This window comes from uncultured Parasphingorhabdus sp. (genome assembly GCF_963677535.2).
Lineage (GTDB): Bacteria > Pseudomonadota > Alphaproteobacteria > Sphingomonadales > Sphingomonadaceae > Parasphingorhabdus.
On record NZ_CAXXUT010000001.1, the window covers coordinates 602847 to 625363 of the forward strand.

Annotated in this window: 20 protein-coding genes and 1 tRNA gene; 7 read left to right on the top strand and 14 right to left on the bottom strand. The window is 56.0% G+C overall.

The annotated features are described in order from the left end of the window. Positions 1-9: 9 nt before the first annotated feature. The 5 genes from ntrC (at position 10) to hflX (ending at position 7143) form a co-directional block, all read left to right on the top strand. The gene (gene ntrC, locus ACHZCJ_RS02920) at positions 10-1431 is read left to right on the top strand and encodes a nitrogen regulation protein NR(I) (protein WP_159642907.1); all 1422 of its coding nucleotides are present in this window, start codon (positions 10-12) and stop codon (positions 1429-1431) included. Positions 1432-1528: 97 nt separating this feature from the next. Then, positions 1529-3829 (top strand): ATP-binding protein, encoded by a 2301-nt coding sequence (locus ACHZCJ_RS02925; protein WP_321323742.1) that lies wholly within the window; start codon positions 1529-1531, stop codon positions 3827-3829. Between the two features lie 9 nt (positions 3830-3838). Continuing rightward, a complete protein-coding gene (locus ACHZCJ_RS02930; RefSeq protein ID WP_159642903.1) occupies positions 3839-5221 on the top strand; it encodes a sigma-54 dependent transcriptional regulator in 1383 nt (460 codons plus the stop codon). 132 nt (positions 5222-5353) lie between these two features. Then, the gene (gene hfq, locus ACHZCJ_RS02935; RefSeq protein ID WP_089132374.1) at positions 5354-5848 is read left to right on the top strand and encodes an RNA chaperone Hfq; all 495 of its coding nucleotides are present in this window, start codon (positions 5354-5356) and stop codon (positions 5846-5848) included. Continuing rightward, positions 5845-7143 carry a GTPase HflX gene (hflX, locus tag ACHZCJ_RS02940; RefSeq protein ID WP_321323748.1) on the top strand — a complete coding sequence of 433 codons (1299 nt, stop codon included), beginning with the start codon at positions 5845-5847 and terminating at the stop codon, positions 7141-7143. The genes hfq and hflX overlap by 4 nt, the downstream gene beginning before the upstream one ends. A 4-nt stretch (positions 7144-7147) precedes the next feature. Here the strand turns inward: hflX and mazG are convergent, their stop codons facing one another. From mazG to ACHZCJ_RS02990, 10 genes are read right to left on the bottom strand one after another with little or no spacing between them, the layout of a single operon-like run. Continuing rightward, complete coding sequence (mazG, locus tag ACHZCJ_RS02945; protein ID WP_268893894.1) at positions 7148-7891, bottom strand: nucleoside triphosphate pyrophosphohydrolase; 744 nt, start codon at positions 7889-7891, stop codon at positions 7148-7150. A gap of 53 nt (positions 7892-7944) precedes the next feature. Further along, entirely contained in the window at positions 7945-8562 is a 618-nt protein-coding gene (locus ACHZCJ_RS02950) for a TIGR02281 family clan AA aspartic protease (protein ID WP_321323750.1), read from the bottom strand. Positions 8563-8566: 4 nt separating this feature from the next. Next, a complete protein-coding gene (locus ACHZCJ_RS02955; RefSeq protein ID WP_321323752.1) occupies positions 8567-9337 on the bottom strand; it encodes an MBL fold metallo-hydrolase in 771 nt (256 codons plus the stop codon). Between the two features lie 2 nt (positions 9338-9339). Further along, a complete protein-coding gene (locus ACHZCJ_RS02960; RefSeq protein ID WP_321323753.1) occupies positions 9340-10116 on the bottom strand; it encodes a TatD family hydrolase in 777 nt (258 codons plus the stop codon). A gap of 1 nt (position 10117) precedes the next feature. After that, positions 10118-11671, bottom strand: coding sequence for a methionine--tRNA ligase (gene metG, locus ACHZCJ_RS02965; RefSeq protein ID WP_321323755.1), 1554 nt, complete (start codon positions 11669-11671; stop codon positions 10118-10120). Positions 11672-11728: 57 nt separating this feature from the next. Further along, positions 11729-12736: an AAA family ATPase gene (locus ACHZCJ_RS02970; protein WP_321323757.1), complete on the bottom strand. Its 1008-nt coding sequence runs from the start codon at positions 12734-12736 to the stop codon at positions 11729-11731. Then, positions 12733-13362: a dTMP kinase gene (tmk, locus tag ACHZCJ_RS02975; protein ID WP_321323759.1), complete on the bottom strand. Its 630-nt coding sequence runs from the start codon at positions 13360-13362 to the stop codon at positions 12733-12735. The genes ACHZCJ_RS02970 and tmk overlap by 4 nt, the downstream gene beginning before the upstream one ends. Beyond that, positions 13359-14501 carry a D-alanyl-D-alanine carboxypeptidase family protein gene (locus ACHZCJ_RS02980; protein ID WP_321323761.1) on the bottom strand — a complete coding sequence of 381 codons (1143 nt, stop codon included), beginning with the start codon at positions 14499-14501 and terminating at the stop codon, positions 13359-13361. Before ACHZCJ_RS02980 ends, tmk begins: the two co-directional genes overlap by 4 nt. Positions 14502-14541: 40 nt before the next feature. Continuing rightward, on the bottom strand, positions 14542-15561 hold the full coding sequence (locus ACHZCJ_RS02985) for a septal ring lytic transglycosylase RlpA family protein (RefSeq protein ID WP_321323764.1): 1020 nt from the start codon (positions 15559-15561) through the stop codon (positions 14542-14544). Continuing rightward, positions 15545-16576, bottom strand: coding sequence for a lytic transglycosylase domain-containing protein (locus ACHZCJ_RS02990; protein WP_394700053.1), 1032 nt, complete (start codon positions 16574-16576; stop codon positions 15545-15547). The genes ACHZCJ_RS02985 and ACHZCJ_RS02990 overlap by 17 nt, the downstream gene beginning before the upstream one ends. A gap of 209 nt (positions 16577-16785) precedes the next feature. On the opposite strand from ACHZCJ_RS02990, the gene ACHZCJ_RS02995 reads away from it, so the two are divergent. Both ACHZCJ_RS02995 and ACHZCJ_RS03000 read left to right on the top strand, forming a co-directional pair. Further along, a tRNA-Ser gene (locus ACHZCJ_RS02995) sits at positions 16786-16875 on the top strand. A 574-nt stretch (positions 16876-17449) separates the two neighbouring features. Next, a complete protein-coding gene (locus tag ACHZCJ_RS03000) occupies positions 17450-18358 on the top strand; it encodes a hypothetical protein (protein ID WP_321323766.1) in 909 nt (302 codons plus the stop codon). 218 nt (positions 18359-18576) lie between these two features. Here ACHZCJ_RS03000 and ACHZCJ_RS03005 read toward each other — a convergent pair whose 3' ends face one another. From ACHZCJ_RS03005 to ACHZCJ_RS03020, 4 genes are all read right to left on the bottom strand, one after another. Next, entirely contained in the window at positions 18577-18804 is a 228-nt protein-coding gene (locus ACHZCJ_RS03005; protein WP_321323768.1) for a hypothetical protein, read from the bottom strand. Beyond that, positions 18801-19055 carry a hypothetical protein gene (locus ACHZCJ_RS03010; protein ID WP_321323770.1) on the bottom strand — a complete coding sequence of 85 codons (255 nt, stop codon included), beginning with the start codon at positions 19053-19055 and terminating at the stop codon, positions 18801-18803. Before ACHZCJ_RS03010 ends, ACHZCJ_RS03005 begins: the two co-directional genes overlap by 4 nt. Beyond that, on the bottom strand, positions 19052-21808 hold the full coding sequence (locus ACHZCJ_RS03015) for a tape measure protein (protein WP_321323772.1): 2757 nt from the start codon (positions 21806-21808) through the stop codon (positions 19052-19054). The genes ACHZCJ_RS03010 and ACHZCJ_RS03015 overlap by 4 nt, the downstream gene beginning before the upstream one ends. Positions 21809-22024: 216 nt before the next feature. Next, positions 22025-22462, bottom strand: a complete 438-nt coding sequence (locus ACHZCJ_RS03020) for a DUF5681 domain-containing protein (RefSeq protein ID WP_321323776.1) — start codon at positions 22460-22462, stop codon at positions 22025-22027. Between the last annotated feature and the right edge of the window lie 55 nt (positions 22463-22517).

Here is a 22517-nt window from a genome sequence, read left to right on the forward strand (position 1 = left end):
GGAAATATCATGGCCAAAGAAAAAATCATATTGGTAGAAGACGATCTGTCGGTCAGCCATGTTATCATCACCGCTCTGCGCGCCGAGGGCTACGAAGTGGAGAATTGCAAGTCGATCGCCGAACGCGACGCGCTGATGTCGAGCAGCCATTATGATCTGTTGCTTACCGATGTCGGGCTGGGCGAAGGGGATGGCGACGGGATTTCCTCGCTCGACAGCGTCAAGGCGACCCATCCCGATATTCCGATCATTATCATTTCCGCTCAGAACACCCTCAACACCGCGGTCCGCGCCTCGGAAACGGGAGCGTTTGAATATCTGCCCAAGCCCTTTGATCTCGACGAACTGGTACAGGTCGTGGGCCAGGCGCTGAAACCGAAGAATATTCAGCCGGTAGAGCCTTCGATGGACGAGGAGAGCCTGCCGCTGGTCGGACGCAGTCCGGCGATGCAGGAAGTTTACCGGATGATCGCCCGACTGCTGAAAAACGATCTGTCAGTGCTCGTGCTTGGCGAATCGGGTACCGGCAAGGAACTGGTAGCCGAGGCAATTCACGGGCTTGGCCACCGCAAATCCGGACCATTTGTCGCGGTCAATATGGCCGCGATCCCCTCGGAACTGATCGAAGCGGAGCTGTTCGGCCACGAAAAGGGTGCTTTCACCGGCGCTGTTGCCAATGCCTCGGGCAAGTTCGAACAGGCGCAGGGCGGCACCCTGTTCCTCGACGAAATCGGCGACATGCCGATGCACGCCCAGACCCGGTTGCTGCGCGCTCTGCAATCTGGCGAAATCAACCGCGTAGGCGGCAAGGGGCCAGTCAAGCTCGACGTCCGGATCATTGCCGCCACCAATCATGATTTTCTCGATCTGATTGAGCAGGGAAAGTTCCGCGAGGATCTCTATTACCGGATCAATGTGGTGCCGATCGAATTGCCGCCGCTACGGGAACGCGCCAGCGATATTCCGGCGCTGACCAAGCATTTCCTCAAGCTTGCGGTGACCGAAGGACTGCCCCACAAGCAAATTTCCGAGGAAGGAATGAACCTGCTTTGCCACCATTATTGGCGCGGCAATGTCCGGGAACTGAAAAATGTTATCTACCGTCTGGTCGTGACCGGCAGGGAGGACACGCTGTCGGAAGACGCCATTCGCCAAATTCTCGCGACCGAACGCAGCGAGGACCGGGGCCAGGCGGCAAATATGGAGTTTGAAGCGCATATCAAGGCAATCGTGCTGGACCTGATGGCCGCGCCGGAAAAGGAGAATCTCTATACGCAGGCGCTGGAGAAATTCGAAAAACCGCTGCTGTCCGAAATGATGCACCATGCCCATGGAAACCAGATCAAGGCGGCAAAAATTCTGGGTATCAACCGCAATACATTGCGCAAGAAGCTGAACGAATATCAGATCGATCCATCCGAGTCGAAATGACGTCTTCGCGATGAACTGACGGATTGCTTCGCTCAACCGTGATATTTTTACAATATTAGTGCTTTTTTTGCAACGATTCCGTTGTATTGAAAGCACAATGACAGTGTCTCCCCCCCTGACGGAACAGCGTGTCCCCCTCTGGCTGCGCCGCCTGTCGCTAATGGCCGAGAAAGAAGCGGTCATGCGGCGGGTCGAATGGATTGTCGCGCTGCTGTTCGGCACGATCATGCTGGGCACCTATTTCCTGCTGAGTACGCAATCCGACCAGACCGACTTCATTTCACCGCCGCTGACCGCCGCTTTGTTGGTGGCGAACCTGATTCCGGCGATGACCTTGCTGGTGCTGTTCGGACGCCGGATCGCGAAGGGCAGGGCTGCGCAATCGTCAATCGGCAGCAAGGGCCGCCTGCACGTCCGGTTGGTGGCCCTGTTCTCGCTGGTCGCCAGCATCCCGATGGTGCTGGTTGTAATCTTTGCATCATTATTGTTCCAATATGGCGTCGAATTCTGGTTTTCTGATCGCGCCCGCGGCATGCTGGAAAATGCCAATGATCTTGCGCGCGGCTATTATGAGCAAAACCAGCGCGAAGTGGGAGAAGAGACCATCACCATGGCCAATGACCTGCGCAACTATTTGCAGCAGGCCGAACTGGAAAGCCCGCAATTTGCCGAAGGCTATGTGTTTCAGGTGTTGTCGAGAAAGCTCAATGAATCGGCGATCATCGAATATGGGGCGGATGGTGTCGCCAGGACGGCGGCGGCGGTGGATCCCGATGACACCGACCAGCAACCCAAGATAACCGATGCCGTTCTCAAGCAACTGGAGCAAGGGCAAAGCTATGTGGTCACCGCAAGGCCGGACAAGATCGAGGCGGTTACCGCGCTCGACCTGAATTCCCGCATTTTTCTCTACGCGGCGCGCGACTCCGATATGCTGGCGCTGAGCCAGTGGGAGAGGGCACAATCGGTTCTCGCCGACTATGAAGACCTATTCTCGCGATCGCGCAGCCTGCAATTGCAGTTCAACATAGCCCTGTTCGTCATTTCGTTACTGATTGTCGGGCTGGTCTTGTGGATCGCGCTGGCGGTTGCCGACCGCATGGTGAAACCGGTCAGCGACCTCGTCCACGCGGCCAAACGGGTCACCGAAGGCGATCTTGCCACCCGGGTACCGACGACCTTTGAAAATGACGAAATCGGCACGCTGGGGCGGGCGTTCAACCGCATGACCGAGCGGCTGGAAACCCAGACGACCGCGCTGATAACAGCCAATGAACAGCTCGGCAGCCGGCGTGCCTTCATCGAAGCTGTACTGGAATCGGTCACCGCCGGGATCATCAGTGTAAATGAAAAAGGCGAGATCGGGCTGGTCAATTCACAAGCGCAGTCGCTGCTTTCCAAGCCGATCGACGATCTGCTTGAGGCCGATATCGGCAAAGCCGCCCCGCAATTTGCAAGTCTTGTTCAGGATGGAGTGGAAAATAGCATCATCGAATTTGCTACCGATTCCGACATGCGCACCCTGGCGGTCAAAATTGTCGGCGGACCGACCGGTCATGTTATCACCTTTGAAGATATCACCCAGCAGTTGCTCGACCAGCGACGGGCAGCCTGGTCTGACGTAGCCCGGCGCATCGCGCACGAAATCAAGAATCCCCTGACCCCGATCCAGCTGGCCGCCGAACGGCTGCAGCGCAGATTCGGTGCGCGGATGACCGACGATGTCAGCATTTTTGAAAATCTTACCAATACGATCATCCGCCAGGTTGGTGATCTGCGCAATATTGTCGATGAATTTTCTTCCTTCGCACGCATGCCGAAACCGGTTTTCCGGCGGGAGAATCTGGACGATATCCTGAAGCAGGCGTTGTTCATGCAGGATGTAGCATGGCCGTCTGTCACATTTAATTTTAACGCGGACGTTCAGCCTGTATCGCTGGTCTGCGACCGGCGGCAGCTTGGACAGGCATTCACCAATATTATCAAAAATGCTGCAGAAGCAATTGAGCAACGAGCAGAATCCAGTGCAGATTTTCAACTGTCAGACGGTCAGATCGATCTGGAAATCCGGAGCGAGAACCAGATTGTCGCAATCGAATTGACGGACAATGGCATCGGGCTGCCAATCGAACGAGACCGGATCGTCGAGCCTTACATGACAACCCGGGCCAGCGGCACCGGACTGGGCCTCGCGATCGTCAAGAAAATCATCGAGGAACATTTCGGTGAAATGAAGTTCAGCGATGCTCCGCAAGGTGGCACCCGGGTGACGATCCGGTTCAGCCCATCGCAACTGGCGCGGCTGAGCCACGGAGATACAGAAAATCCGGACAATGCCCCTGACAAGGGACCGAACGGGGACAATAGCGAACAGCACAATGAAACGAATGAGGAATAGAGGTTCAACATGGCGTTAGATATTCTGGTTGTCGACGACGAACCCGATATCCGTGATCTGATATCCGGAGTTCTGGAGGACGAGGGCTATACGACCAGGGTGGCCGCCGACAGTGACGCGGCGCTGGCCGCGGTCAACGAGCGGCGTCCATCTCTGGTTCTACTGGACGTCTGGCTCAGAGGATCGCGTCTTGACGGCTTGGAACTGCTGACCGAGCTGAAACAGCTCGACGCCAAAATGCCGATCATCGTCATCTCCGGCCATGGCAATATCGACACGGCGGTCGCCGCTATCTCGCAGGGCGCGGTCGATTTTATCGAGAAACCGTTTGAAGCCGAACATCTGCTGCATCTGGTATCCAGAGCCACCGAAACAGACCGGCTGCGCCGGGAGAATGAAATTCTCAAGGCCCGCGTCGGCTTCGCCGATGAACTGACCGGCAACTCGGCTGCCGTGAATAACGTGCGCGCCACGCTGAAACGCGTCGCCGGAACCGGGAGCCGCCTGCTGATTTCCGGCCCCGCCGGGGTGGGCAAGGAAGTTGCCGCGCGGCTGATGCATAATTGGAGCTCGCGCTCCGATGCCGCCTTTGTCACCATCAGCGCTGCCCGGCTTTCGCCCGAAAGCGTGGAAGAAGAATTGTTCGGCACCGAACGCAACGGCAAGATAGAAAAAACCGGGCTGATGGAGGAAGCCCATGGCGGAACGCTGTTCATCGACGAAGTCGCTGATATGCCGCTGGATACCCAGGGCAAGATATTGCGGGTCCTAACCGAGCAGAGTTTCAACCGGCTTGGGGGGTCGCAAAAGGTGAATGTCGATGTCCGGGTTGTATCAGCGACGTCGCGGGATCTGGAAGTCGAAATCCGCGAGAAGCGCTTCCGGGAGGATCTCTTCTACCGGCTCAACGTAGTGCCGGTCGTGCTGCCGCCGCTCAACCAGAGGCGGGAGGATATTCCGGTTCTCGTCGACCACTATGCCGCGCGATTTGCGGCCGAACAGCGCCTGCAACCACCGGAAATTACCGATGAAGCCATGGCGGCCCTGCAAGCCTGTGACTGGCCGGGCAATGTCCGCCAGTTGCGCAATGTCGTCGAGCGGACGATCATCCTGGCGCCAAAAGATAATTTTGCGAAGATAGAGGTCGAGATGTTGCCGCCGGAAGTGCTTGGCAATGACGATGATCTCGATCAGGGCGTCGCATCGCTCATGGGCTCCCCTTTGCGCGAAGCACGGGAGAGCTTCGAACGCGAATATCTGAAAGTACAAATCCGTCGCTTTTCCGGCAACATCTCGAAAACCGCCAATTTCATCGGCATGGAGCGGTCGGCCCTGCATCGGAAATTGAAGATATTGGGCCTTGCTTCACGAAAGAAATCCGACGTCGAGTGAGAAAGCAGGCTTGACGGTTGTCGAGACAGGCCGAATATCATATACGATGACAAAGGCTCCCCGAGAAGAGCAGATGCCGTCAGAGAAATAATAATATGCCATCGCAAAGCTGGCCAATAACTGGAGTCAAATATGACCGATAAATCTAACAACTTGCAGGATTTATTCCTGAACTCCCTCCGCAAATCAAAAACCCCTGTCACCATGTTTCTGGTCAAGGGCGTCAAGCTGCAGGGCATTGTCACCTGGTTCGACAATTTTTCCGTGCTATTGCGCCGCGACGGCCAATCCCAGCTGGTGTACAAACATGCCATTTCGACCATCATGCCGTCGGAATCACTGGACACGCAGCCTTTCTCCGATCTGATGGACAAGGCAAAGAACCGGCCCGGCGTGCTGCAGGAAGTATTCCTGACCGCGGTGCGGGACAGCAATGATCCGGTCACCATGTTTCTGGTCAACGGCGTGATGTTGCAAGGCGAAGTTGCGGCCCATGACCTTTTCTGTATCCTACTCGAACGGGAAGGGCTGTCGCAACTGGTGTACAAACATGCGATATCCACCGTGCAGCCCGGCGGCCCCCTCAATCTGGCGGATTATAACAATGCAGATGATGGTGCGCATTGATACCATTTGAGAAGGACAGTCTCGACAGCAAGAGCCAAAAAGCGCTCGTCGTACATCCCGACATGGTGTCGCTGAGCCAGTCTGCGCTCGAACATCGCCTTGAAGAAGCCGTAGGCCTCGCCCTTGCGATCGGACTGGTCGCGACCGGTTCCCACTATTTTTCTGTACGCAACCCCAAGCCGGCAACGCTATTCGGTTCGGGGCAGGTGGACCAGATCCGCAAGATGATGCAGGAACAGGAAGCGTCGATACTGATCGTTGACGGCAGTCTCAGCGCGATCCAGCAACGCAATCTTGAAGAAAAGCTGGAAGTCAAGGTCATCGATCGTACGGGCCTAATTCTCGAAATATTCGGGGCCCGCGCCGCGACTGCGGAGGGCCGTCTTCAGGTGGAACTCGCCCATCTCGATTATCAGGCCGGCCGGCTTGTCCGCAGCTGGACCCATCTGGAGCGGCAGCGCGGCGGTTTCGGCTTTCTGGGCGGGCCGGGCGAGACCCAGATTGAATCTGATCGCCGGATGATCCGCGACCGCATGGCCAAATTGCGTAAGGATCTGGCCCATTTGCGCAAGACTCGCGCGCTGCATCGCGAACGCAGGCAGCGGGCGCCCTGGCCGGTAATCGCGCTGGTTGGCTATACCAATGCCGGCAAATCGACACTGTTCAACCGTCTGTCCGGTGCCGAAGTCTTTGCCGAAGACCTCCTCTTCGCCACGCTTGACCCCACGATGCGGGAATTCCCGCTGCCGGGATATGACAAGGCGATATTGTCGGATACGGTGGGCTTCGTCTCCGATCTGCCGACGCAACTGGTTGCCGCTTTCCGGGCGACCCTCGAAGAGGTGAGCGCCGCCGATATTGTTGTGCATGTGCGAGATATTTCGCACGAGGCCAGCGATGCCCAGGCCCGCGATGTCAGGCAGATATTGGCCGAACTCGGCGTTTCGCAAGAAGCAGGCGAGGGGCCCCCTGTAATCGAGGCATGGAACAAGATTGACAAGATAGGCCCCGATGACCCGCAATTTGAACGGATATCGTCACCATTGCCCGACAATGTCTGCACAATTTCTGCCGCGAGTGGTGAAGGCGTGGAAGATCTGGTCAACATGATTTCCAGAACTTTGTCCGAGGGCTATAAATCGGATACGGTAATCATCGAGGCATCCGACGGCAAAAAAATGGCCTGGTTGCACGAAAATGGGCGGGTTCTGAGCAGCGATCAAGATGGTGACAAGCTGAAGGTGGCGGTTGAAATGTCACCCCGCAATTGGGGTCGTTTTGACGCATTGGGTTGAAGGTTCAGCCGTCGGCCGGGCAATCCTTGGCCTTTTGCCATTCAGCCTCCAGTTCCTCAAGCGACATATCTTGCATGTCTCCGTCAACATTTGACTCTATCCGATTGAATCTCAGGATGAATTTATCCGTAGCATCAACTAGCGCGCGTTCTGCATCGACCTTGTAATGGCGGGCCAGATTGACCGCAGAAAACAGCAGGTCACCGATTTCCTCATGGATGTCCGCCTCACTGGTAGCGGCTGCAACTTCGTCCAGTTCCTCCAGCAACTTTTCTTTCACCGGTTCTTTGTCAGGCCAGTCAAATCCGACCCGCGCCGCCCGTTTCTGGATTTTCTGGGCACGCAGCAGGGCGGGCAGGGCGAGCGCCACACCATCAAGCGCGCTGGACTGTCCCGTCTGAGCACGTTCGTCAGCCTTGATCTGTTCCCAGCCCGGGCTCTGTTCGGCCGTGCCGAAAATATGCGGATGCCGTCGCATCATCTTGTCGCAAATCGAAGTCACGACATCGCCAAACTCGAATTTTCCGGCATCAGCCGCGATCTGGCTATGAAATACAACCTGAAGCAGGAGATCGCCCAATTCATCCTTGAGTGCCAACATATCCTTGCGTTGTATCGCGTCGGCAACCTCATAGGCCTCTTCGATCGTATAAGGCGCAATGCTGTCGAACGTCTGAACCTTGTCCCAGTCACAACCGTCGTCAGGATCGCGCAAATGTCGCATGATTTTCAGCAGGGGATCGATCAAAGGCGTTTCCGTTCTAATCCGTCATTAAGAGTGATAATATATATTATGTTAAATTACCGGTTATCTGGTGTCGCGGGTTCCAGCACCATTTCACCCCCCGCTACGCGCCAACTACCCAGTTTTGACAAAAAATTCATGCCGATCACATTGGCGTCACCAAATTCTTCCGCGACCACTACCGGCAGATCCTGCATTTTCAGCGGTCCGACCTGGATAGACTGGATAACACCGCGCTGCGCCTCGACCGACCCATTGGCGGTGCTGAGAACGACCGGAAACGGGCTGCTGCTGATATCAATGTCCGCAGCCTGCGCCGTACGCAATGCCATAGCGGTCGTGGTCGCGCCGCTATCGATCAGGAACCGTACCGGCGTCGCGTTAACCTTTGCATCCACCCAGAAATGGCCATCAGCCGATTGCCGTATCCGCAAGGTTTCACCAACCACGACTTGGTCATGCGAACCGTTTAATTCTCCGGAAACCCGACTCCAGACAGCCAATATTTCCTGCTTGTACGAGAACCCGACGATGAACAGCCCAAAGATCGCAACCCACACCAGGGCCGTTCGCACAATCTCGCCAAGGCCAATCCGCCGCGAGAATAACGCACTCGCGACCAGCACCAGAGCACCGATAGCGAAAACAAGGTTAATATTCTGATCTTCCGTCAAGGTTTCAGATTTCTTTCACAAAGCCGTCGAAAGCGGGCCGGATATGATTGGGCAATATGGACACAAGATGGTGATAATCCATCGACTTGTCCATATGTGTCAACAGGCTCAACTTCGGCTGGACGTCTTCGATCAGATCCAGTGTCATTTCCAGATGCGCATGCGTGGGATGCGGTTCATCGCGCAACGCATCGACGACCAGCAGATCGCAACCGTGATACAGGGCGCGCATATCGGCAGTAACCTCGCCAAAATCGGTGGCATAGACGATCGATCGCCCCTGAAGTTCGAACCGCAGTCCGGCTGAAGTAATACCGCCATGCGGCTGGTCGACGTGGCGAACCATGATGTCGCCAATGGTAATATCACCGTCCAATATTTGGGCCTCGCAGATCGACGGATAATATTTATGTCCCTCGAAAGCATAAGCGAAGCGATGTTGCAGGCTCTTGAGTGCGAATGGACGGGCATAGCCCGGAATTGGCTGACGCTTCTGCTGGAACACCGCCCTGAGATCATCGATCCCGTGGCAATGATCAGCGTGATCATGCGTCCAGATGACTGCGTCGATCCGGTCTATTCCATTATCGAGAAACTGGTTGCGCAGATCGGGCGATGTATCGACCAGAATTCGGGTGGCGGCGCTTTCAATCAGAATGGACACCCGGCTTCGTCGGTTTTTCGGCTCATTCGGGTCACAATCGCCCCAGTCATTGCCGATCCGGGGCACACCCGCGGACGTCCCGCATCCCAGTATCGTCAGTTTCAAAGCCACATTCAGGGACGTGCTTTATTGAACAATTGGTAGAAATTGCGACTGGTCGTTTCGCATAGCTGATCATAGTCCTCGCCCCGCAACTCGGCCAGATAGCGAGCCGTATCCGCGACAAAGGCAGGCTCCCCTGTCTTACCACGATGCGGAACCGGCGCGAGAAAGGGTGCATCGGTTTCAACCAGAAGCCGATCCGATGGCAATTTCGCTGCCGTTTCCTTCAGGTCCTTGGCATTTTTGAAAGTCACGATGCCGGAGATCGAAATATAAAGCCCCAAAGCCAGAGCCTTCCGGGCGAAATCCTCGCTTGCCGTGAAACAATGGATGACACCGGTATAGGCGCCCTGCTCCATTTCTTCCGCCATGATTTCGGCCGTATCGTCCTCGGCATCGCGCGTATGGACGATGATCGGCAGGCCGGTTTCGCGCGCCGCGTGAATATGCGTGCGAAAGCTCTGTTTCTGACGGTCCCGGTCGCTGTGATCATAATAATAATCCAGCCCGGTTTCTCCAATCGCAACAACCCGCGGATGCGCGGCTTCTTCCAGCAGTTTTGCGAGATCGATATCGGGATGCGCATCGGCCTCATGCGGGTGGATACCGATGCTCGCCCACACATCCTTTTCCCGCTCGGCCGTAGCCACGATATCGCGCCATTCGCGCTCTCGTGTCGAGATGTTGAGCATTGCCGTGACGCCGCTTTGCCGCGCGCGATCAAGGGCAGCGCCCTGCTCTTCGACAAGCCCTTTATAATTCAGATGGCAGTGGCTATCGACAAGCATATCAGGCCTCTGTCACGTCTTTCAGCGGTTCGAGGCGCGGAAAAATTCCCTCCGGCTTCGGCAGTTCGAGCCCCTGCTCTAGCGGCTGGCCAAGATCTTCAAAATCGCGGTTGTCTGGCGACTGCGCCAGCAGATCGAGCATCCGGTCGCAACTGTCGGGCATCACCCAGCGCAACATGATCGCCAGTTGCCGGATCGCTTCGGCGGTATGGTAGAGCACGCAGTCAGCACGCGCAGGATCGGTCTTGCGCAATGCCCAAGGCGCCTGGTCGGCAAAATAGATATTGGTGGCACTCAGCCGTTCGCGGATGACATCGAGCGCCTGATCTATCTTGAACAGACCGCCGGTCATCGCCGATTTCACGTCGGCAAAACAATTGTCCAACTGGCCAAGCAATTCCAGTTCTGCCGCGGTAGGCTCGCCACGCGACGGAATTTTCCCGTCGCAATTTTTGGCAATCATCGACAGGCTTCGCTGTGCAAGATTACCGAAATTATTGGCAAGATCGGCATTGGTCTTGGTAATGATGGCTTCCGCCGAATAGGTCCCGTCCTTGCCGAAGACAACGTCGGCGAGCAGGAAATAGCGAAGCTGATCGACACCAAAGCGTTCCGCCAGTTCCATCGGATCCACAACATTGCCTACCGATTTCGACATTTTCTCGCCACGGTTCAGCAAAAAGCCATGACCGAAAATCTGCTTGGGCAAAGGCAGACCGGCGCTCATCAGGAACGCAGGCCAGTAGACCGCGTGAAAGCGAACGATATCCTTGCCGATGAGATGAAGGTCAGCCGGCCAATATTTGGCGAACATCCCCTCGGTATCGGGATATCCAACGCCGGTCATATAAGTCGTCAGGGCATCGACCCAGACATACATTACATGGCCGGGTGATCCGGGCACCGGAACGCCCCAGTCAAAGCTGGTACGGGAAACACTGAGATCGCGCAGTCCACCTTCGACAAAGCGTCTGACTTCGTTGCGCCGGCTTTCGGGCTGTATGAATTCAGCATGCTCCTCATATAGTTTCAGCAACTTGTCCTGATATTTGGACAATTTGAAAAACCAGGTCTCTTCCGCTGTCCATTGCACCGGAGTACCCTGGGGAGAAAGCTTTTCGTTCCCCTCGCCTGGTTCCAGCTCTTCTTCTGCATAAAAGGCTTCGTCGCGCACCGAATACCAGCCTTCATAGCGATCCAGATAGAGATCGCCATTGGCTTCCATCGCTTTCCATAACGCTTTGCTAGCCTCATGATGAGCCGGTTCGCTGGTTCTCCGAAATCCGTCATAAGCGATATTAAGTTTATCGCACATTGCTATGAAATATGAAGACATTTCATCGGCAAGCTTGATCGTTTCAACGCCCGCGTCCCGCGCCGTCTGGACCATTTTGAGTCCATGTTCATCGGTACCGGTGATCAGACGAACGTCGCGGCCGCCCAACCGTTGAAAACGTGCAATTGCATCAGCAGCAATGGCTTCATAAGCATGGCCAATATGCGGACGCCCATTGGGATAGCTTATTGCGGTGGTAATATAGAAAGGTTCTGACATAGCCGTCTCTCTTGATGCATTGGCGGCCGTTGTAAACAGCCAAATCATCAATTCTGCTCATCCTTCTTTGGCAAGCCCTCCCATCAGGCTGCCTAGCCGGAAAATTACCGCCTGATTGTCGAGCGCTTTTGGTAGCGCCGAAGCCGCCAATTCGCTGGCTTCCCGCCATTTTTCAATATTCTGCATCGAACAGGCAAGGTCAGGCCCTTTGATATGTTCTGCAATAAGGCTGGGAACCCGGTCGAGAAACGCGCGATATCTTGGCGTTGCCGCTTTCAAGGACAACTTGCGGGCCAGTTCACTCTTCAGACTGTTATCCCGATCACCGGACTTGACGATCTGCCGCGCAATTCCTTCCAGTTCGGCAAGGCCGACTTCGGCATATTGCAGGGCCCGCCCGGGCGAACCTTCGCCGGCCCGCACCAGCGTTTCCAGATCCTCTGCCCCGAGGTTCGGCGCAGCGGTTTTGAGCACCGCGCGCATGTCTTCGGCCTCCAGAGGGTCGAATCGCAGCATCTGGCACCGTGAACGGATCGTCGGCAACAGCCGGTCAGGCATATGGCTAATCAGGAAGAAGATTGTGTTTTTCGGCGGCTCTTCCAGGTTCTTTAACAAGGCATTGGCGCCGGCGCGTTCGAGATCGTCAGCCGCGTCAATCACCACCACCCGATAGTCCGAAATCGAAGCCTGATTCTGGAACAATTGCTGAAGGGCTCGAATCTGGTCCACCTTGATATTTCTGGCCAGTTCATGTTCGTCGAGCGAATCCAGACCATTGTCCCGCGCCTTTTTCTCTTCCTTGTCGCCCTTGGCTCCCCGCCGAAGCAGGCGAAAGTCCGGATGCGATCCGGCTGCAAGAAGATGGCCGGCCTCGTCATCCTGACTGTCCGAAAAACCCGGCTGCGCATTGCGCGAATTGAGCAGCAGATGCGCCGCTCGCTGGGCAAATGCCGCCTTGCCGAGACCTTTGTCTCCAGCCAGTATCCAGGCATGATGGAGCTTGTCCCTGGCGAAGGCCTGCAGAAAAATTTTCCGGGGCTTATCATGACCAACATATGACGTCATGGCTTCAAGCCGTCCAGATTCTGCACCAGACTGGCGGTGACCGCTTCGACGGATTGCGAAGCGTCAATCAGGCGTATACGATCGGGTTCGTCAGCGGCGAATTTCCGGAAGTTGGCCATGACCGCCCGATGATAGTCGCGGTCCCTGCCCCCGATCCGGTCACTTTCGCCACGATCTCTCGCCGCCGCTCTGCGCAAGGCATCTGTTTCCGGTAAGTCGAGGACGAAGGTGCGGTGCGGCATCAGATTCTCGCTGCCAATACGATGCAAATCCATGATTTCGGCGTCGCTTATCTCACCGTTAACGCTTTGATAGGCCCGGCTGCTGTCGATGAACCGGTCACAGACCACCCATTCGCCGCGTGCCAGAGCCGGACGGATCAATTTGGCGCAATGTTCGGCGCGTGCTGCCGCGAACAACAACGCTTCAGTCCGGATATTCCATTTTTCCTCGGCCCCCGTGAGCAACAGTTCCCGGATTGTCTCCGCACCGGGCGTTCCGCCCGGTTCACGGGTGAGCACGACTTTCGTGCCATTTTTTTCCAACGCATCAGCGACCGCCTTTGCCTGGGTAGACTTACCGGTCCCCTCCCCGCCTTCCAGCGTGATGAAGCACCCCTGGATCACGCCAATCCGAGCAAGGATTTCAATCCGGCCCAGACGCGGTCAAAAAAGCCCGCCTCGTCCACATCTTCGCCAGCGACGAGATCTACCGACTGCTGTCCGGCATCCGCCGTACTGACGATCAGCTTTGCGATAGGCTGGCCTTTGACGATCGGGGCCTTGATCGGACCGCTATAGGTCACCTTCATTGATATATTGCCATCAGAAGCTTTTGGAATCGTTGCGAATAAATCCTTTGGAGCAACCAGCGAAACAGTGGAACTGTCCCCAAGCTGGACTTCCGCATTCTGGATCCGGGTTCCCTTGTCGAAAAGCTTTTTTGGCTCCCAGGCATTGAAGCCCCAGTTCATGAATTTGACCGACTCCTCGACCCGGCCGCCGTAGCTATCAAGCCCGGCCAGCACCGATATCAGCCGCCGTCCCTTCTGCTCCGCCGAACCGGTGAAGCCGAACCCGGCCTCTTCTGTGTGGCCGGTCTTCAACCCGTCCGACCCGGCCACTTTGCCAATCAGCGGATTACGGTTGGACTGCTTAATGCCGTTCCAGGTAAATTCGTCCTGGCCATAGAAATCATCATAGAGTTTCGGGAAATTGGCCACTGTAGCCGAACCTAGTCTGGCCAGATCCCGCGCGGTGACCATAGTCCGGCCTTCGTCCGGCCAGCCATTGCTGTTGCCGAAGCGGCTATTTGACATGCCCAGTTCCTTGGCCCGCTTGTTCATCAGCCCGACAAAGGCTTCCTCGGTCCCGGCAATGCCTTCCGCCAGCACGACGCAGGCATCATTGCCCGAAAGCGTGACGATGCCGTGCAACAAATCGCTCACGCTAACCTGATCACCGACGCCGAGAAACATTGTCGACCCCTGGTTGTTCCACTTCTTCCAGGTCGCTTCATTGACGCGAAACTTGTCGTCAAGATCGAGCTTGCCTTTGCTGATCAGGTCAAACGCGACATAGACCGTCATCATTTTTGCCATTGATGCCGGCGGGATTTTCCTGTCCGCGTTTTTCTCGAACAGTACCGCTCCCGACGAAAGGTCCGTCATATAGGCTATCGGTGCCTCGGTCTGGAAGTCCGGTGCAGCGACAACAACCGATGACAAGGCGACAAAAGGCAGTGACAACAGAAGATATTTTTTCATTTAGGACAGGATTCCCGATCAGAATTAATGCGGCAACAGACTATTTGTCCCCGCGCAAGATTCGTGCGCCGCTATAGCCGCGCTGCTGCGCCTGTGCCAGCCCTGTCTGCGCGTCTCCTTCGCTGGAATAAGGGCCATAACGCACGCGCCAGATCGACCGCGTTCCATCGGGCATGACCTTGGCTCCGACTTTCTTGGCCAGCGTGTCCGCCCTTGCCTTGCTGCTGAAAGCGGCGATCTGCACAAAATAGGCTCCGACAAGGTCTCCGACGTAATTGTTTCCGACGCTTTGCTGCGCGCCCACCGGTCGTCCAGCGCCCTCGATGATGAAACGTCCGTCACGATTTCCCGTCGCCGGCGCAGGCGTGACCGCTCCGGGCGCAACCTGGCCTGGGGCGGGCTTGACCGGCACAGCGGCTTGCCGGACCGGCGTGGCCGGTTTCGGCAGCTTGGCCAGATTCTTCCGCAATATCATCAGCAGGGAATCGGGCGTGGCGATCCGTTCGGCTGCGGGCGCCCCCATGCGCAGAACCGCGCGTTCCTGTTCGTTGGGATTGACCTTGCGTACGCGCACGCCGGCGACGCCGACCTGATCGATCCCCAGTTGCTTGGCCGCGCCGTGAGACAGGTCGATCAGCCGGTCGTTGGCAAATGGTCCCCGATCATTGATGCGCACCAATATCGTGCGTCCGGTCTCCAGTGCCGTTACCTCGACGTAGGAGGGTAGCGGCAATGTCTTGTGCGCGGCCGAAATGCCTTGTGGATTGAACGCTTCACCATTGGCGGTCGGATTGCCTGACAGCTCTTCACCATACCAGCTGGCATAGCCGACTTCGTCGTAATTCTGCACGTCCTCAGGCGTATAGGTCATGCCGCCCACCTTGTACGGATCTCCGATTTTCTGCGGAAAGTCGGAGACCGCTGCCGAGCCGGATGGCTGACCGGCGCCACGCGGTGGCGGCGCGCCATCGGGAAACTGACCAAAATCGCGCGAGCCGCTGCACCCCGCCAGGGCCAGCGTTGCTACCGATAATATTCCAAATCTAACCGCGTATCTCATCCGCTAATAACCCCACTGCTAGCCCGTAAAAATTCGAACAATTATAATCCAGAATGACGCGATAATTGCCCGTCAGCAAATAAGCGGTACTGCCTGCCCCGTCCGGCTCGAGCAGAGTTGCCATCACATTTTCGTCGAGGATCTTTCCGGTTGCCGGCACAACACCGAGCGCGCGCCATTCAGCCATGCTTTTCCACTGGCTATGGCGGCCGAATACGCGCGGGCATCGCGTCGGCACGATCTTGCTTGCCACTGCATCGCGATCTAGTGAAGACGGCACATTAACGGCGATACCCCACGGCTCGCCGCGACGCCAGCCGGAGCTGACAAAATAATTGGCGATCGAGGCAACAGCATCATGCTCGTTGTTCCAGATATCCGCATAGCCGTCGCCACTGCCATCCTTCGCCAGCCGCAAATAGACCGACGGCAGGAATTGCGGCATGCCCATGGCCCCGGCCCAGCTTCCCTTGAGCGCTGACTGCGGAACACCCTGATCGATCAACTGGAGCACGGCCAGCAATTCGGGCTCGAACAGCGAGCGGCGGCGCCCTTCATAAGCGAGCGTGGCCAGAGAGCGGGGAATGTCGAAATCGCCCATATAGGAGCCGTAATTAGTTTCCTTGCCATAAATAGCCATGATGATCGGGCCCGGCACGCCGGTCTCGCGCTCGACATCGATCAACTTCCCAACGAGACGGCGATAGGCAGCCTTGCCATTGGCGATTCTCTGGCTCGTGATATGCCGCCGCTGATAGGGAGCGAAGGGCGGAATCGCGCTGTTCGGACTTCCTCCCGGCTGCGACTGGTCCAGTGCAACAACCCGCGGATTGTAACTCAGCCCTGGCAACACCTGATCGAGCGTCTGCGCCCGTATGCCTTGCTGCAAAGCTTTTTTCCGCACCTCCAGAAGATAGGTATCGAAACCGGAATTGCTTTGTGCCTTGGCGTTTTGCATCGGTGTCGCGGAACTGATGCCCAGAAGTGCAAGAGTGCCGCAAGCGATAGCGGTCATGATACGCATGAATACTTCCCTTTCGTCACACCGTTGTCGCACAAAGCTCGTCTGAGTGGAATCCCTAAATAACCTGCACAAGCAACCATTCGCCCCAAAAGCCGCAATATGCGGGAATCCGGTATACCGGCTGCCGCCAGCCACAAAATGTTTTGCTCTTTCAAATTGATGGCGCTAGGACGCGTTCGACCCGGCCCGAAGGGCCATGCGGACAGGTGGCAGAGTGGTCGAATGCAGCGGTCTTGAAAACCGCCGAGGGTGCAAGCTCTCCGTGGGTTCGAATCCCACCCTGTCCGCCACTAAACCCCAGAAATTAAGTGTTTTTTGGCCATGTCGTATTTTCCAACACGTTTTTACCAACAAGTTTGATATGCTTAAAAGCCAGGTTATTTCCCCGCCCGACTTGGACTCAAATATTTTGTTAAATAGGGCTCGGCCCTGATCTCCTAATCCCTCGACCAGCGATCCAATGTCACCATTGGCGTATTCTTGCTGGCTGAAACCAGAAAGCTGCAACGACCATCGCAATCGACAAGCCGGCAACGTGGATGCTGGTCAATCAGGCTATAGTCCGGCCCCTTGACCATTATCAGGGCCACTAGTTCAACGCGGAACGTATTGCGGCACTTTTCGCAGTATGCTTTGATCTGGACGCCATTGAGCCGCATTTGCCCAGCGGTGCTGTATGCCTTCGGAAGAATCGGTCTTTGGCCCATATTGTCAATGGAACATAAGTGGACAATGTGGGAAGCTGAATTTTATTCGCGCTTTTCTTTCACATCGTAACTGGCGAAAGCGGCCAAGAATCAAGCTAGATTGACTCTTCGCTAGTTGTGAAAGATATCTAACCCCCTGCAATGGGGGAGAATTTCGATGGTTCAGTTTATAAATGAAGAAGCGGAAGGCGTCCCTCTACGACTTTATTATCGCCTAGAAGATGGTCATACTGCGAATGCAGAGGTCGTGGCTCGCGCCTCACTCGCATTCATCGCTGGGGTAAAAGAGCTTTCTTACGTTCTCGACCCGTCAACCAAGGTTCAGATAGGCATACAGGGCCATGCAGACGGGAGCCTATGGGAAGACTTGCTGCTGCTAGTGGTCAAGGCGACAGACGAATACAAAACCAGACCGACACGATACGGACTGGCGCTGGCTGCTTTAGCATGGATAATGTCTCCACCAGCAGAGCGTGTTCGCGATATCGCATGGCAGCCCATCCTTGATAAATACCTTCCAAATGCGACAGCGGAGGACCTTGCAGAGGCAAAAAGACTGATTGAAATCGCGGAAAGTGGAAAAGTTGCGGTCCGTGAAAAGCAACAGTTTTACCGAGAAGTCGGAAGGGACACTGGGATCACGGGAGTAAGTGCAAACATTGATCGCCAGAAGCCTGAATGGATTGTTCCGAAAGAAGATTTTTCTTCATACAGTGGCCAAGGACCCGTCATAGAATCCGATCTGGATCGCATCACAGTTGGATTAATGCGTCTTATCATTCTTAGCCCCGTTCTGGAAGTTTCAAATCGGCGCTGGAAATTTGCAACGGCGCAGGGAGAGTTTGGGGCGGTCGTTAAAGACAAGGGATTTCTTGAAAAGATAGTCGCAGGTCAAACTAAAGTTCGCATGAGAGGCGGAGTTGAGCTCGACGTAGAACTTGAAACGAAGGAGCGGCTAGTTGATGGCGTGTGGACAATAACGGAAAGAAATGTGCTACGGGTCGTTGACATAAAGGAGCCAGAAGGCAGTCGCCAAGGTTCAATGTTTCCGCCAAAGGGCGACTAGCATGGAAATTGCGGCGAAGCAGATTGTCCCTATGGCTAGGGCTAACGCAATGCGTTGGTCAAATGCCGCAACCGCAGCAAAAATCACAAATCCCCCGATAATCGGCAACAGCTGATAAGCTGTGGTTTTTTTTGATCGTACAGGTGAGGCCATAGCAAAGCAGAATCGCACAATCGCTAAGCTCAAGCAAGTACTAACCGGAGGACGAGTTGGTCCGCTCATCCGGCTTGAGGTGTACCGTGGTTATTGGACTTAATCACATCAACGATCTGGTGCACGATCACACCATCATCCGGGCCGATGCGATCTCGTCCAAATGTGTCGATCGCGCTTTCTAGGGTTTCGCCCGGCTCGAGTATGAATCGATGCCAAATAGGCGAATGATTGCTCGCAGTGGACACGCTGCGCTCGATTGCCGACAAGCGTTTTGCGAGCCCGCCGCTCACGCTGATTTCTCGATGGTATCTGCGAAGTTGCGTAGAAGAGTGGCCATTCCCGGCTTTGCGGCTGGACCATCTAATACAAGCGCCAAATGATAGGCTGCTGATAGTAGGCCGCCAACAGCTTCGATCCCGGCGCCATCCGGTTTATCAGCCGCAAAGATGCGCTCCGCGACGATAGCAGCAATTTCTTTGCCAGCGGCATCCATTGCCTGGGCGGCGGCCGTTTGACGGGCATTTCGTTTTTCTTCGGTCATATTCTAGGCCTACTAGAGCGGCGGAATGTTTCAGATACGGCCGCATTGGTAATTTGAGGCGTCGCAACCTTGACGACTTCGACCGCGATCGGCCCTGCAATGCTTGTGACGCGGGCATCCAAGTCTTCGGAAAGCGTGATGGTAATGCGGCCGTCAGCTTGCCCAGCGCCCTGCCCCTGGTTCATGGCGTTGACCTGATTGGCCGGGATGATCTTACCATCGGTATTGGGCGCGAAATACTCCTGCCCGCTTTCATTGATACGGTAGACCTCCCCAGCGGAAACAGGCCCGCCTGATGCCTTTGGCGATGCGCCGGCAAAGATACTGCCAAGGGTGCCGAACAAGCCACCTCCGCCGCCCAGGCCCTCCAGCAACGGCTTGATGAACAGCAATTGGATGCCCATTTCGATAAGCTGGGCGATGAACCGCTTGCCGGTATTTTCAAGAACATCGCCAAGGTTTTCGCCGTTGACTATCGCGTCAGCTAGGCCGCTGTTGAGATCCTTGATTGCGCTTACAGCATCTCGCTCCAAGGATTCGCCGATCGCCGCAGCACCTTTCGGAATCTCTTTCAAATAGGCTTCCAGAGGCGTGGCCGTGTCGTCCAGAGCTCTTTCTTGATCAGCATTGCGGGCAGCATCTAGCGCAGCAAGCCGGGCCTGCAATATTTGGTAATTGGCATCGCCGATCTTGGTTTCCAGCAATGCCGACTGGATGGCGGCCCGTTCGCTATCATAGTAGGCATCCACTATCCGCAAAGCGATTGTCCGGCGATCCTGCTGTGTCTTTGCCAAGTCGAGTTGATCGCGAAGCCCATCGATTTCTAACTGCGCTTTGTTTTTCGCTGTATCCGATGCCTCACGAGCAAGTTGCGTTTGCTTTTCGCGTTCGACCGCCTCGCGTTCAAACTCGGTCAGCGCCTCGACCTGCTGAGTTAGCCGCTGCTTTTGAACATCGGTGTAATCTTTTTCAGCGTTGATGCCTGCAATGGTATTGACGCGGGCAAGCTCAATGCTTCGCAATTCCAGTTCGGCGCGTTCCTCTGCGCTGGTCGCAAGCTGTTGCTGGGCGGAAAGCGTCTGCTGCGCCAGCGAGGCGAGCTCATCGTTGAAGCGCGCCTGGATCTGGTCTGTGCGATCGTTTTCGGCCTTTGAGCCTTTCGGAGTTTTCTTGCTGTCGGACTTGGGCGATGCGCCACCCGACGAACTAACTGGATCAGCCTTAAACGCAGAGCCTGGCGTCCGTTTCAAGATTTCAATTTCTTGCTCGGTCTTGCGGATAATGGCCTGCTCGGTTGCAAGGCGCGCTTTCAATAGTTCTTGCTGCTTGCCCTGCGTCCCGCGACGGAACGGATCAACCGCGTCGGCAGTGGCGGCCAGCCCCGCGCTAAGTCCGGTTGTGGCGGCCTGTAGCCGCTCCGCGCGCTGCCGCCCCTCGACCAAGCGTTCTTGAGCAACCGCAATTGCAGCAAGCTTCGCGTTGGCAGCGAGTTTGGCATAAGCGTTTGATGTGATATCAAGGAAGGTTGCGAGGCTGCCAAAGAACCCGCCGGCAGACTTTGCCGCCTTGCCGGTTTTTTCAACTTGGACGCCAGCAGCTTGGGCGCGAGCCTTTGTCGCGTCGAGCGAGTTCTGCGCCTTTTGCAATTCGTCATTGAGCCGGGCCGATGCCGATGAAGCTGCCCCAAGCCCGATTACAAGGGCTGTCAGCGCAATGCCCACTGTGCCTCCCAGCATCCGCCCCAGCCTTTGCGCTGCCACCGTAGCGGTTCCGAATGCGCCAGCCATGCCTTGCGCCGCTGCAGCCGTTGCAATCATGGCGATACGGGCGCGAACAGCGTTCGTGACCAGCCCTACGCCCAGCGCGGTCGCAATGACCGTGAGCGCCGGAATTATGACGTTAAGATTATCAGCAAGTCCCTTGATCGCGGCGGAAAGCGTTACAGTTACGCCGCTGGTCTTGGATGCATCGCCCACATAGAGCGTCAACTCATTGCGTAGGACCGTGAATGCGCCAGATAGTGTGAGCGTAGCGGATTCGGCTTGCTTGAGCGTATCGGGCGCGGCGCGCAGGATACCTTCAAAGAATTGCTTACTGGTGATATTGCCTTCGACGACTTCGGAGCGCAGCTTGGCGACACTGCCGCCCATGCCCTCAATCCCGCGTGCGGCCGCTTGGGCGAGTGGCAACGCGCCTTCGAGGATCGAGTTGAATTCCTCGGCCCGAACAACGCCGCTGCCCAGAGCCTGCCCAAGCTGGAGCAACGCGCCACTAGCTTCTTCTGAGCTTGTGCCAGTGATCTTGAGCGAGGCCGCGATAGCCTCATTTAGCTGCAGGATCTGTTCACTGGATGCGCCCAATTCTTTCTGGGCAAGGCTGGCTTTATTGAATACGCCTGCCAGCGCCTCGACCTCAACGCCATATTGCGAGCCAATGCCGCGCAGCCGCTCTTGAACATTGGCAAGGCTTTCGCCTTCAAGCCCAGCAACCTTGAGGCTGTTCTGCAGGCGGGTAAAGCTATCGACCAGCCCGACCAGTTCGCGCCCGGTAAAGACGGTTGCCAGCGTTCCAGCAAGGCCGCGAAAGACCGTGCTGATTGAGCTAGACGAGCGAAGCATTTGCTTTTCAAGCCGCTGGGCGCTGCGTTCCTGTTTGCCGAGTTGCGTCTCGACTGTGCGCGTGGCGTTATTCAGGTCGCGCTTGAATTTTGAAGCATCGACCCGCAGTTCCAAAATAATCGGATCAATTTCCATCGGCTGGCTCCAATTCTAGATTTTCAAAACCCGGCACCTTTTTGAGTATTCGTTGCATTTTCGCCTGATCAGCCTCCGACAAGGCCGGGGGGCAATCTGAAATCCGCTCCAAAATCTTGAGTTCCTGCGTACTAAGACCAGAAAGGTCCAAGCTTTGCGCGGGGCATTGCATTGCTGCCCACCTTTCCGCTGAAACTAGGCGCCGTGCCAGCCCGCTCATTTGCTGCTCTCCAGCCGCGTTTCTATGGCTTCAAGTCGCTCCGCAAGTTCGCCGGTTTCAATTGTCCGGCGTTGAGTTTCCAACATGCCAGATAGCGCGGATCCTTCGGCCGGAGTGATCTCTCCCTCCCCGACTGCTTTTGTGATCGCGCTGATTACAGCCGTAAGGTCGCTCGCCTTTCCGATATCAGGCAATTCGAGCTCGACTGGCCTATCCTTGCGAGGCGGAAGCAATCGCTCAACGCAAAGGCGCAACGCAACGGGATCGCCAGCCTTGGCCAGTTCAATGGCTTTTCTGATAATGGCATCGGCTTCCCCGTCGAATAAGCCCTGCGCTAATACGGTGGAACTATTGCGCGAGCCCTTCTTTCGCCCTTTTGGGTTTCCCGATTTGCCCGGCGCAAACTGGCCATTTGTTTTGCGGTTTTCAGTCATTGCGAATTCCAAATTGGTTTGGCGACGCTGTAGAAATTACGAAGGACCGCAGCGT